11 protein-coding genes and 2 pseudogenes are annotated in these 11,295 nt (G+C 62.7%); 3 read left to right on the top strand and 10 right to left on the bottom strand.

Annotation, left to right across the window (positions count from 1 at the left end; genetic code table 11):
- Positions 1-165 precede the first annotated feature (165 nt).
- The 3 genes and pseudogenes from KQ304_RS09510 to KQ304_RS09520 form a co-directional block, all read right to left on the bottom strand.
- Positions 166-1,167, bottom strand: coding sequence for a DGQHR domain-containing protein (locus KQ304_RS09510; RefSeq protein ID WP_259736865.1), 1,002 nt, complete (start codon positions 1,165-1,167; stop codon positions 166-168).
- Between the two features lie 4 nt (positions 1,168-1,171).
- Positions 1,172-1,513 (bottom strand): hypothetical protein, encoded by a 342-nt coding sequence (locus KQ304_RS09515; protein WP_259736866.1) that lies wholly within the window; start codon positions 1,511-1,513, stop codon positions 1,172-1,174.
- Positions 1,514-2,060: 547 nt separating this feature from the next.
- Positions 2,061-2,300 (bottom strand): annotated as a pseudogene (locus KQ304_RS09520) (tyrosine-type recombinase/integrase); the annotation flags it as partial.
- 46 nt (positions 2,301-2,346) lie between these two features.
- On the opposite strand from KQ304_RS09520, the pseudogene KQ304_RS09525 reads away from it, so the two are divergent.
- Positions 2,347-3,521, top strand: a pseudogene (locus tag KQ304_RS09525) (ISAs1 family transposase).
- On the opposite strand, the gene KQ304_RS09530 reads toward KQ304_RS09525, so the two are convergent.
- Positions 3,514-4,248, bottom strand: a complete 735-nt coding sequence (locus tag KQ304_RS09530; protein WP_259736867.1) for an integron integrase — start codon at positions 4,246-4,248, stop codon at positions 3,514-3,516. The pseudogene KQ304_RS09525 and the gene KQ304_RS09530 overlap by 8 nt on opposite strands.
- Positions 4,249-4,352: 104 nt before the next feature.
- Between KQ304_RS09530 and KQ304_RS09535 the strand changes: the two genes are divergently transcribed.
- Together KQ304_RS09535 and KQ304_RS09540 are read left to right on the top strand one after the other, a co-directional pair.
- Complete coding sequence (locus tag KQ304_RS09535; protein WP_259736868.1) at positions 4,353-5,063, top strand: class I SAM-dependent methyltransferase; 711 nt, start codon at positions 4,353-4,355, stop codon at positions 5,061-5,063.
- Between the two features lie 17 nt (positions 5,064-5,080).
- Positions 5,081-5,494: a hypothetical protein gene (locus KQ304_RS09540; protein ID WP_259736869.1), complete on the top strand. Its 414-nt coding sequence runs from the start codon at positions 5,081-5,083 to the stop codon at positions 5,492-5,494.
- Positions 5,495-5,500: 6 nt separating this feature from the next.
- Here KQ304_RS09540 and KQ304_RS09545 read toward each other — a convergent pair whose 3' ends face one another.
- From KQ304_RS09545 to KQ304_RS09570, 6 genes are all read right to left on the bottom strand, one after another.
- On the bottom strand, positions 5,501-5,896 hold the full coding sequence (locus KQ304_RS09545; protein ID WP_259736870.1) for a L,D-transpeptidase: 396 nt from the start codon (positions 5,894-5,896) through the stop codon (positions 5,501-5,503).
- A 15-nt stretch (positions 5,897-5,911) separates the two neighbouring features.
- Positions 5,912-7,156, bottom strand: coding sequence for a SufS family cysteine desulfurase (locus KQ304_RS09550; protein ID WP_399229013.1), 1,245 nt, complete (start codon positions 7,154-7,156; stop codon positions 5,912-5,914).
- A gap of 89 nt (positions 7,157-7,245) precedes the next feature.
- A complete protein-coding gene (locus tag KQ304_RS09555) occupies positions 7,246-8,499 on the bottom strand; it encodes a SufD family Fe-S cluster assembly protein (RefSeq protein WP_259736871.1) in 1,254 nt (417 codons plus the stop codon).
- Between the two features lie 11 nt (positions 8,500-8,510).
- Positions 8,511-9,299 carry a Fe-S cluster assembly ATPase SufC gene (sufC, locus tag KQ304_RS09560; RefSeq protein WP_259736872.1) on the bottom strand — a complete coding sequence of 263 codons (789 nt, stop codon included), beginning with the start codon at positions 9,297-9,299 and terminating at the stop codon, positions 8,511-8,513.
- A gap of 79 nt (positions 9,300-9,378) precedes the next feature.
- Positions 9,379-10,821, bottom strand: a complete 1,443-nt coding sequence (sufB, locus tag KQ304_RS09565; RefSeq protein ID WP_259736873.1) for a Fe-S cluster assembly protein SufB — start codon at positions 10,819-10,821, stop codon at positions 9,379-9,381.
- Between the two features lie 5 nt (positions 10,822-10,826).
- Positions 10,827-11,198 carry a ferredoxin-thioredoxin reductase catalytic domain-containing protein gene (locus tag KQ304_RS09570; protein ID WP_259736874.1) on the bottom strand — a complete coding sequence of 124 codons (372 nt, stop codon included), beginning with the start codon at positions 11,196-11,198 and terminating at the stop codon, positions 10,827-10,829.
- Positions 11,199-11,295: the final 97 nt, after the last annotated feature.

Here is an 11,295-nt window from a genome sequence, read left to right on the forward strand (position 1 = left end):
ATCGCTCTCGCTTGGTGCGCTTTTTGGCCGTCGACTGCTCGTAATCACCAAAACCGAGCTGCTTGCTGCCCATGACCCCAGTCCGCAACTGCGATTACACGGATATTTTCGCGCGGCTGCCCTGGGTTTTCCAGAGTCTCCTTAGGCCGAATTCCCACCCAACTGCTATGTCAGTTGCCCGATGGCAAGAACAATGCCGTCCTTGATTTCCAGCATGGCAGCATTGCCTACACCGGCGGGAGGCGATGTCTTTAGCTCGAAGAATTTGCTCATGATTCTTGAGAACTGCGTCTCCGAGACATCCCCTTTGTCGGCCCCCGCATCAACAAGCGATCCCAGTGCTTGCGCCACCCCACCGAAACCCGTAGTTCGAAAAAAATAGTCTTCTGGAAATTGGTTTGTCGACTGCTCTTGGGCTTGGCGAACTGCAGAGAAGCAGTTCGATATGATCTTCCGAATGACCCAGTCCTCAGACTGGTCATAGAACTTACGCAACATCTCGTTACTTTTTATCTGGCGGCCAATTTGATCGACAAAGGCCGCTTGCGAAAGCGTCTCTATCTCGCCCATCTTCTTGCCAAGAATCTTTATCCTCCGATGGAAAGGCGATGTTGGATCGTCGTTAAGTGATCGAACGATCTCATGGCATGACTTCTCTACGCTTCGCCCTGGTTGCAGCGCGAACAGGTCATACATTAGCGATTTCGAAACTTGCTTCTGCGTGCTATTTATAGTTGCAAAGATGGTTGCTTCGGCGTAGACGTCAATATCAAAAGTAAATACAACTAGAAGCTCGAAACGAGCAAGCTCCTGCTCGGTGAGTTCCTTTAGTCCGAGCAAGCGATGTTGTCCGTCGAGAACATGCCCTACAACGCTATTCGACTTGGGGAGCTGGAGGGATGAGCCATCTAGCCTCACCACATCCGACTTTGCCGAGACAATTATGGGAGTGGGAAAAACCGAGTTGTCCTCCCTCGCATATGCAGCAACGTCAAGGACTCGTGCACGGTTCTCGTCGCGCTGCATACCAAGTACCAAGTCTTGGCTACGCCGACGGATCTCAAGTCGGCCGACTATTGCGTTCGCAGGAAGAGAACAGGCATAAAATACTGCGCCTGGCTGCGAGTAGGCAACCGCCGGAATATCCAAGTAATCGGGGTTATTCATAGCATTAAATCTTCATGCCTGCCGCCGTCGATTCCGAGCGAGCTTTCTCAGTTAGGTTGCCAGCCTCGGAGGCAATCATTCGTACCTCGTGTTGCGCGCTTCCTTGCATCTCCTCCAATAACCAAAGTAGGAATGCAGTAATGATGGCACACATGTAAAGAATCCAGTGCAGCCACGACTGCTTATCAGAAGCAAACCCAGGGGTGGTCAAGAGTTGCGCCGTAGTAAGTATGCAAAGCAGCCCCAATACTGCAGCCCACAGCAGAGCGAAAGATTTCAAGAAGCGATTCTCAATGTTGGCGGGAGAGTTGTACTCTTTGACGAGAAAGAATGTGGCGCCAGCCAAGATCGCTGTAGCGCATGTTAGCAATTCCGCTTTGCCAGCACTTTCCTATATCGCATGAATGACTGATTTGTCGCTCCAATATGCTGCGGCGTAGCCAATGAACGGCCCAAGTTGCCCCATGCCAATGACAATGAAAAAGAACCACGCGGTGTTCAGCACGCGCTTCTTGTTAAGTGGATTTCGGCTCATCTGCAAGAGATGAGGCCAAAGCTTTGCTACGGACGCGAAATCCGTCAATCTTTCATGTACACGAAGCGTCATCTGAGGAATCAGTTGTTCGAAATACTACAGTGGTAAACTCCGTTGGTCTTGCACATGGCGCGCGATAGCTCGCCCGGGGCCGAAGTGCTTGGGCAGCCGCTCGTAAATGAAGCCTAACGCTGAATGGGCGGATCCAGTGAATACCGGCAACTTGCTTCTCTTGGCAGCATAAGAGCAGGTCGACCTGAGTGCAACAGCATGAAAACCTTGTCCTTGCACGGAAGTTGCAGAGAACCTTCACACGTCACGGCTTCATAGACGGATCCGCATAAGGCCGTTCATACCGTTACAAAAGGTCGGCGGGGCTGGTCACGCCCAGAGGGCCTCGATTCAGCACATGCGTGTAGATCATCGTGGTCTTGACATCGCTGTGCCCCATCAATTCCTGGATCGTTCGGATATCCTGCCCTCGCTCCAGCAGGTGGGTGGCAAACGAATGGCGGAAGGTGTGAGGTGTCGCCGGCTTGCTGACACCTGCAGCGAGCACGGCTCGACGCACAGCCTTCTGGATCAGACTGGGATCCAGGGCTGATTTAAAGTGTGTCACAGGTGCTCTGGCCTGGGCTGCCTCCATGGGGTTTGTTTGGTGGTATCGCCCCTTCCTTGTGCCCGAAACCGCCTCTGCTGCAACTGATCTTGATCTGATCAGCTTCCTCAAGGCGATTCCAGATGCGCGAATGCGGCGTGGGGTGCGCATCCCGGCCTGGTACCTGCTGCTGGTGGCGGTGCTGGGCATCCTGAGCGGCTGCGAAAGCTTGCGGGATCTGGAGCGGTTTGCTCGGCGCCACCATTCGGTGCTGGGTCAGCAGCTGGGCCTTGAACTGCGGCGGCCCCCATCGGATTCGGCGTTCCGCTACTTCTTCCTGCAGGTGGATGTGGCGGCCCTGTGCGCGGCCATCCGTGACTGGACAATCGCCCAGATTCCTGGTGGTGCAGCGGATCTCGATCAGCTGGTGTGTGACGGCAAGACCCTGCGAGGCTCGATCGAGACCACACCCGGCGGTGGTTCGGCGTTCATCGCCCAGGTGACGCTGTACTCGGCCGCCTTGGGTGTGGCGATCTCTCAGGCCTGCTACGCCACTGGCGCGAACCACAAGCGGGCAGTGCTGAAACAGCTGCTGGGCGAGCTCGACCTGGAGGGGGTGCTGATCCAGGCGGATGCGCTCCACACCCAGAAACCGTTTTTCAACAGCTCACCGAGCAGGGGGCCGACTTCCTCCTGACCGTTAAGCGGAACCAAAAGACACTGCATCGCCAGATCCGCAGCCAGTTCCAGGCGAAACGCCACATCCCTGTTGAGGCAACGGACCACGAGAAAAGTCACGGCCGCGACATCACCTGGACGCTGCGCGCCAAGCAGGCACCGGAGCATATCCGCGAGACTTGGAGCGGCACCAGCTGGATCGTTGAGGTGACCGCGATCGGCACCCGCGGCGGCAAGCCGTTCAAAACCACGCACCGATTCCTCACCAGCCTGCGGACCACCCCAGAAGCCCTGCTACAACTGGTGCGCGACCGCTGGAGCATTGAGGGCTGGCACTGGATTCGCGACACCCAGCTCCATGAGGATGCCCACCGCTACCGGGGCAATGGAGCTGGGGCGATGGCCACGCTCAGGACGGCAGCCCTCAACCTGCTCCGACTGGGTGGGTTTCAGTCGATTCGAGCCGGCATGCAGGCCGTAACTCACGACATCGCGGCGCTACTGGCGATGGCGACGAGAAAGCCAGAACCAAGCCCTAGCTAAGACTTTGAATCAGCCCTGGACTGGGATCCAGGTGATGCCGTCCCTGTTGGCCGGTGACTGGATCAGTCCAGCGATGCGTCTGCGGAAAAACCCACTGCCAGGACCACTCCACCGCGGCATTGGGGTATTTCCGTCCCAGCGCATGGGGCAGCTGCACCCGGCCATAGCCCTCTGCCAGGTCCGTCTGATGCAACCGACGAACCTTCTCCAGGTGATGCCCCAGCTTCTCCCCCACACGGGTGGGCAACAGGGTGCGGCGATCCTTGGAACCCTTGCCATCGCGCACGGTGAGCTGCTTCCGGCTGAAATCCAGGTCCTGCACCCGCAGTCGCAGCCCCGCCACAAGTGCCTCCACGCCATCCATCCGCTCCAGCACCGCCCGCACCTCCTCCGGCGTCAGCACCACCGGCAGCCGCTTGCGCGTCCGCGCCCGCACCACACCCTCGATCTCCACATCCAGCTCCAACAGCTCTCGGAACAGAAACAGCAGCGCACTTAAGGCCTGGTTCTGGGTTGAGGCGCTCACCTGCAGGTCCACCGCCAGGTGGTTGAGGAAGGCATTCACCTCCACACTGCCCATCTCGCGGGGATGCCGTCTCCCGTGAAAGCGAAGAAAGCGACGCAGCCACTGCTCGTAGGTCTTCACGGTGCGTCGGGCGTAGTGCCGCACCTGCAGCTCCTCCCGGTAGCGCTGGATCAATCCGGGGGAGCGGGCTTCAGGGGCCATCAATCAGGAGTTGGTCAACCTGCCTGAAGAGTTCCCACGCCAGGCCGCCTACGCTCAGCGCACGATTGGCGGCAGCAGCACGCACCGTCTGCCCAGCCTCAGGCATGGACTTCTTCGACCGTCAATGGAGCACCTACCGCAGGGTGGTCGACCACGACCTGATGGAGCATCAGGCGCTCTCGGCGGCCACCACCGCGGCGATCGAGGGCTGGCTGGCCCAGCGGCCCCAGGGAGCGGCACCGCCCCACATGGTGGATCTGGGTTGTGGGGATCTCGCTCTGCTGGCCCCGTTGCTTCGACAGCTGCCGCTGGGCTCCTACATCGGGCTTGATCTTTCCGCACCCGTGCTGCCCAGGGCCGCCACCCAGCTGGAGGGGGTGCCCTACCCCTGCGCCTGGCGTGAGCAGGATCTGCTGGCCTGGGCCGAAGCGGAGCCCGAACCCGAACCGGTCGACCTGCTCCATTCCGCCTTCGCCCTTCACCACCTCAGCGACGACGACAAAGCGCGGTTTCTGGAGCTCTCTCGCCGTCATCTGGCGCCTGACGGGCTCCTGCTCTGGGCTGATGTGTTCCGCGAGCCGGGGGAAGCGCGCGAGGCCTACGTGGCGCGCTATGTGGAGCGGATCCGCAGCGGCTGGACCCCCCTCGAACCCGAGCAGCGCCAGGAAGTGATCGACCACCTCAGCCAGTACGACGACCCGGCTGATCGTGACGTCATCCAGCGCAGCGCCGAAGCCTGCGGCTGGCGGTGGCACTGGCTCTGGCAGGGAGCACACCGCGCTGAAGCCCTGGCCATGCTCACCCCGGTACGTTGAGGGAGATGTCAGAGACGATGAGCCGAAGCTTTCTTCTGTTGCTGGGCCTGGTCGCCGCTGGCGTCAGCGTCAGCAGCGGCTCCAAAGCGACCGCCGCCGAGCTGCAGCGTGTCATCCCCGAACGCTTCCGCGGGGAATGGCAGGACAGCCGCCACCTCTGCGGCTCTGCGATCAACATGGAAACACGCCTGCTGCTGCAGGCTGGCACGGTCAGCTTCTACGAGAGTGGCGGCCCCACCGTTGCGGTGGTCACCAGCGGGACCTCGGAGCTGGCCCTGATCACCGCACTGGCCGGGGAAGGCCAGACCTGGCTGGATCTGCGCCGGTTCCTCCTCTCCCCCGACCAGTCCACCCTCACCGACGTCTCCCATGCCGGGGGGCCAGACCAGGACAAGCCATTCGTCCGCAAGCGCTGCCCGCCACAACGCTGAATCCGTTCAGGGTCGGATCTCAACCGGTGTGCCCAAAGCCGTGCGCGGAAACAGCCAGCGGGCCGTGGCACCCGTGGTGCGGATGCAGCCGTGGCTGCGGGCCACACCGAAGCACTGCCCGGCCCTCTCCTGCCAGGGGGCCGGGTGGAGGCACAGGCGATCGGGGGCGAGGCCGCCACCGCTGAGACACATCACGTTCGGCACGGCGGGGATGCGGTAATCGGCCCCTACCAGCGTCGTTTCGCTGTACTTACTGCCGATCTGAAACCGACCCGTGGGAGTTGACATACCAGGAAGCCCCGTGGAGACCAAGGCGGCATAGAGCAACTGTTGCCGATCGTCGTAGGCATAGAGCTTCTGCTCGGAGAGATCGACCAGCAGCGCCGCCACGATTTCCAGCATCAATCGGCCCGTGCCTCAGCTGTGCTCGCGCAGGAAGGCCACGGTGCTGACCAGCTCTTCGGCGAAGCGGTCGATTTCCTCAAGGGTGGTGGTGAAGCTGAGGCTGGCTCGGGCCGAGCCGCTGATCTCGTAGTGGCGGTGCAGGGGCTGGGTGCAGTGGTGGCCACTGCGGATGCAGATGCCGCTGGCATCCAGCAGGGCGGAGATGTCATTGGCGTGCAGGCCCTCCACCACGAAGGCCGCCAGGGCGCCGCGGTCGGGTTGTTGCTGGGGGGTGGGGCCCAGCACCCTGAGCCCATCGATCGCCTGCAGCCGCTCGAACAGATGGGCGGTAAGCCGCTGTTCCCAGGCGTGGATGCGCTCCAGTCCCAGGGCATTGAGATAGTCGATGGCAGCACCCATGCCCACGGCTTCGCCGATCGCCGGCGTTCCCGCTTCGAACTTGTGGGGCAGCTCGGCCCAGGTGCTGTGGTCGAGATACACGTCCTGGATCATTTCACCACCGCCCAGGAACGGCGGCATCGCCTCCAGCAGAGCCTCCCGTGCCCAGAGGAAGCCCATGCCCGTGGGGCCGCAGAGCTTGTGGGACGACCCCACCAGGAAATCAGCCCCCAGCGACTGCACGTTCACCGGCAGGTGCGGCAGGCTCTGGCAGGCGTCCACCAGCAGCAGGGCGCCGGCGGCATGGGTGAGCTCCGCGATCGCGCTGATCGGGTTGTGACAGCCCAGGGTGTTGCTGATCTGCACCACGCTCACCAGCCGGGTGCGCTCGTTGATCTGCGCGCGCAGATCCTCCAGGTCCAGCTCACCGCTGGCCGTGAGGCCGGCGTGGCGCAGACGGGCGCCCGTGCGCGCAGCCAGCTGCTGCCAAGGCACCAGGTTGCTGTGGTGCTCCATCACCGTGAGCACAATCTCGTCGCCCGGGCGCAGGAAGGCATCGCCCCAGCTGCGGGCCACCAGGTTGATCGCCTCACTGGCGTTGCGGGTGAAGACGATCTCCCGGGGCGTGGCGGCGCCCACAAAGCGGGCGGTCTTGTCGCGGGCACCCTCGAAGGCATCGGTGGCGCGGGCGCTGAGCTGGTGAGCGCCCCGGTGCACGTTGGCGTTGTCGTGGGAGTAGTAGCGCTGCAGGGCCTCCAGCACCGCCCGGGGCTTCTGGCTGGTGGCGGCGTGATCGAGGTAGATCAGCGGCTGACCCAGGCAGGCCTGATCCGCCAGCAGCGGGAAATCGGCGCGGGTGAGCGCAGCCAGGTCGATCACGGGCTTGGGCGCAACAGCAGCAGAGGCCTGAGCGGTCGCAGCGCCAGCGATGGCTGTGTTGGCTGTGTTGGCTGTAGAGAGCATCGTCATCAGATCTCCCCCAGCAGTCGCTGCAGCGGTCTCCAGGGCGCCGCCGCCGCGGGCAGGGCGCGCAGCACCTCTTCGCAGAAGCCGCGCTTGAGCAAGCCAGCGGCCACCGCCGCCGAGAGGCCCCGGCTCTGCAGGTAGAACAGCTCGTCGGTCTGCAGCCGGCTCACGGTGGCGCCATGGGCGCAGCGCACGTCGTCGGCCACGATCTCCAGTTCGGGCTTGGTGTCAATCCGGGCCTGGTTGGAGATCAGCAGGTTGCGACTGAGCTGGGAGGCATTGGTGCGCTGGGCGGCCCGGGGCACCTTCACCGCTCCGTTGAACACACTGCGGCCGCGGTCATCGGCGATGGCCTTGTGCAGTTGATCGAGCTGGCCTTCGGGGCCGCGGAATTCAACGCGGCTGTGGGTGTCGGCCAACTGCTGGCCATCGGCCAGCTGCAGGGCCTTGAGGCTGGTGGTGGCTTCACCATCCACCTGCACCACCCGTGGTTCAAAGCGCGAGAGCGCCCAGCCGTGGCTGGCCCACACCGACTCCAGCAGGCTGCGGGGCTCCTGCTCCACCGCCAGATGGCCGAGGAAGCAGGCCGGACCCTCACCCAGGGCCAGCAGGCCATGGCGCAGCGTTGATTCACGGCCCAGATGGGCTTCGATCACCAGGCTGGTGAGGCTGCTGCCGGAGCCCAGCTGCACCTGCAGCACCTCCAGGCTGGCCTTCTCCTCCAGCAGCAACAGCACCCGCACGGGGCGCATCACACCATCTCCGGCGGCCTGGCTCACCAGCTCCAGGGTTGGGGCCACCACAGCGCTCACCCGCAGCGCCAGCACGCGAGGGGCGCTGGCCTGGTTGAGCTCCACCGGCCAATGCTGCTCACAGTTGCAGGTGGCCAGGGTGTGACCCAGGGCCTGCTGCACCTCATCAGCGTCCAGCAGCGAAAGCCCAGCCGGCAGGCTCTGCCCGGCCAGGGGATCCCCAGGGGCATCGAGCCAGAGCCGCACCACACCGGCGGCTGGCTCCGGCCAGCGGCCCTGCTCGCTGGCCGGAGCCAGGGCCGGAGCCAGGGCCGGAGCCAGGGCCGTGAGCGCGGCGAGATCGGTGAAGCGCCAGTCTTCCTGGCGGCGGGAGGGCAGCGGCTGGCGAGACAGGGCCTCGCGGCCGCGCCATTGCACAGCTTCAAGCTCACCGACCGGGGCCGGCAGCCGCTCCAGGAAGGTGGTCACCCATGCGGAGGCGGCCACAGCCGCCGAGTTGGACATCGCCGCCACCATCAGGCCACCTCCAGAACGGCCAGCTCCTGATCCACCCAGTCGTAACCGCGGTCCTCCAGCTCCAGCGCCAGCTCCTTGCCGCCGGTGCGCAGGATGCGGCCGCCGGCCATCACATGCACATAGTCGGGAGTGATCACATCCAGCAGACGCTGGTAGTGGGTGATCAACAGGGTGGCGTTGTCGGGGCTGGCCAGATGATTCACGCCGCCCGCCACGATGCGCAGGGCATCGATGTCGAGGCCGGAATCGGTTTCATCGAGGATCGCCACCAGGGGATCCAGCAGGGCCATCTGCAGAATCTCGTTGCGCTTCTTCTCACCACCGGAGAAGCCCTCATTGACACTGCGCTCAAGGAAGGCGGGATCCATCTGCACCACCTGCAGACGTTCCCGCACCAGATCTTCGAAGGCAAAGGTGTCGAGTTCCTCTTCGCCCTTCTCACTGCGACGGGCGTTGGTGGACACCCTCAGGAACTCAAGGTTGCTGACCCCGGGAATTTCCACGGGATACTGGAAGCCCAGAAACAGGCCCAGCCGGGCCCTCTGCTCCGGTTCAAGATCCAGCAGATTGGCGCCGCGATAGAGCACACGGCCGCCGGTGACGACGTACGAGGGATGGCCGGCCAGCACCTTGGAGAGGGTGCTCTTGCCGCTGCCGTTGCGACCCATCACCGCATGGATTTCTCCGGCCTTGATCGTCAGATTCACACCCTTGAGGATCGGCTTGTCCTCCACCCGGGCCTGCAGGTCAACGATTTCGAGGAGGGTATCGGCTTCGGGGCGAATCACAGTGGGCGGAGCAGAGGAAAGAATAGGGAAAGGAGCGGTGCTCCTGATGAATGAAGTCCGAGGGAGGGGGCCGGGGTGATCAGCCCACCGACCCCTCCAGCTTGAGGGCGAGAAGCTTGTCGGCCTCAGCGGCGAATTCCATCGGCAGCTGGTTGAAGACATCGCGGCAGAAGCCGCTCACCATCATCGAGACCGCTTCTTCAAAGCCGATGCCACGGCTCTGGAGATAGAAGAGCTGATCGGCGGAGATGCGGCAGGTGCTGGCCTCGTGCTCCACGCTGGCCTCGGGTTGCTGCGAGCGGATGTAGGGGTAGGTGTTGGCAGCCGCCTGATCGCCGATCAGCATCGAATCGCACTGGCTGTAGTTGCGCGCACCCGTGGCTTTCGGGCCGATCTGCACAAGACCGCGGTAGCTGTTGGAGGAACGGCCGGCGCTGATGCCCTTGCTCACAATCGTGGAGCGGGTGCGGGGCCCCACATGCACCATCTTGGTGCCGGTGTCGGCCTGCTGAAGGTTGTTGGTGAGGGCCACGGAATAGAACTCACCGACGGAATCAGCGCCCTGCAGCACACAACTGGGATATTTCCAGGTGATCGCCGAGCCGGTTTCCACCTGGGTCCAGCTGATGTGGCTGCGGTCGCCACGGCAGTGGCCGCGCTTGGTCACGAAGTTGTAGATGCCACCCACTCCGTTCTCATCGCCGGCATACCAGTTCTGAACAGTGGAGTACTTGATCGAGGCATCATCAAGTGTCACCAGTTCCACCACCGCCGCGTGCAGCTGGTTGGTGTCGAACATCGGGGCGGTGCAACCTTCGAGGTAGCTCACCGAAGCGCCCTCTTCGGCCACGATCAAGGTGCGCTCAAACTGACCGGTGTCGCCGGAATTGATGCGGAAATAGGTGGAAAGCTCCATCGGACATTCCACACCCTTGGGAATGAACACAAAGGAGCCGTCGCTGAACACGGCTGAATTGAGGGCCGCAAAGAAGTTGTCATTGCTGGGCACCACCGTGCCGAGGTAACGCTCGATCAGCTCAGGGTGGTCCTTGACGGCCTCACTGATCGAGCAGAAGATCACGCCGTGTTCGGCAAGCTTCTCGCGATAGGTGGTGGCAATCGAAACACTGTCGAAGACCGCATCAACGGCCACGTTGCTGAGGCGCTTCTGCTCACTGAGGGGAATGCCGAGCTTGTCGAAAGTTTCCAGCAGCTTGGGATCCACCTCATCGAGGCTCGCCTTCTTCTCCTGCTGGCGTGGAGCGGCGTAATAGATTATCTCTTGATAATCAATCGCCGGATGCCCCAGGGCCGCCCAGTCGGGTTCCTCCATGCGCAGCCACTGCTTGTAAGCCCGCAGGCGAAAATCAAGCAGGAACTGAGGCTCGTTCTTTTTGGAGGAGATCAGCCGAACAACATCTTCACTGAGACCCTTATCGATCTTGTCAGTTTCGATGTCAGTGACAAACCCATATTTGTAGGGTTGACTGACAAGATCGCTGACGCTGGTGGTGGTGGTCATGGGATTCAGGCGGCAGGGGGTTCGATGTGGGTCTTGATCTCCTCGAGACCGATGGACTGCTGCTCGCCGCGGAAGGGGTTGTCCTCCGTGAGGAAGAGCATGCAGTGGCACTCCTTGCGCTCTCTCATCGGCACGCAGGGGCAGTTCCAGAACGCCTGTTCCGCCTCGGCCTTCTTGTCCTCATAGTGGCGGCAGGGGCAAAGGGCTGCGCCCAGCTGCTCCTTGTGGCGGGCCAGCCCCTCAAGCACCACCGCCGTCACGCCTGGATCAATGCAGAAATAGGTGTCGGTCCGCTTGGCGTAGGCCTCAGCGAAACGCCGGATCAGCTCCAGGCTCTCGCTGCTGGGTGCGGCCGTGGCGGAGGGGGCGTCAGACATGAATTCAGAGGAATGAGTGGGTCACCGAGGCCGGAGTGAAGGACCCAGGCGGCGGGAGGGCAGAGACAGCACCCGGGGCGACAGGGCGGACAGGGGG

Source organism: Synechococcus sp. CS-1329, assembly GCF_025128055.1.
Lineage (GTDB): Bacteria > Cyanobacteriota > Cyanobacteriia > PCC-6307 > Cyanobiaceae > Regnicoccus_A.

Bases quoted from the DNA above. Each gene is read 5' to 3' on its own strand.
- KQ304_RS09545 (WP_259736870.1), bottom strand. From the start codon at position 5,896: ATGCTGGAAATCGTGGCGGCGCTGCTGGTCGATCTCTCCGAGCAGAAG.
- sufB (WP_259736873.1), bottom strand. From the start codon at position 10,821: ATGACCACCACCACCAGCGTCAGCGATCTTGTCAGTCAACCCTACAAA.
- KQ304_RS09510 (WP_259736865.1), bottom strand. From the start codon at position 1,167: ATGAATAACCCCGATTACTTGGATATTCCGGCGGTTGCCTACTCGCAG.
- KQ304_RS09530 (WP_259736867.1), bottom strand. From the start codon at position 4,248: ATGGCCCCTGAAGCCCGCTCCCCCGGATTGATCCAGCGCTACCGGGAG.
- KQ304_RS09535 (WP_259736868.1), top strand. From the start codon at position 4,353: ATGGACTTCTTCGACCGTCAATGGAGCACCTACCGCAGGGTGGTCGAC.
- KQ304_RS09555 (WP_259736871.1), bottom strand. From the start codon at position 8,499: ATGTCCAACTCGGCGGCTGTGGCCGCCTCCGCATGGGTGACCACCTTC.
- KQ304_RS09570 (WP_259736874.1), bottom strand. From the start codon at position 11,198: ATGTCTGACGCCCCCTCCGCCACGGCCGCACCCAGCAGCGAGAGCCTG.
- KQ304_RS09540 (WP_259736869.1), top strand. From the start codon at position 5,081: ATGAGCCGAAGCTTTCTTCTGTTGCTGGGCCTGGTCGCCGCTGGCGTC.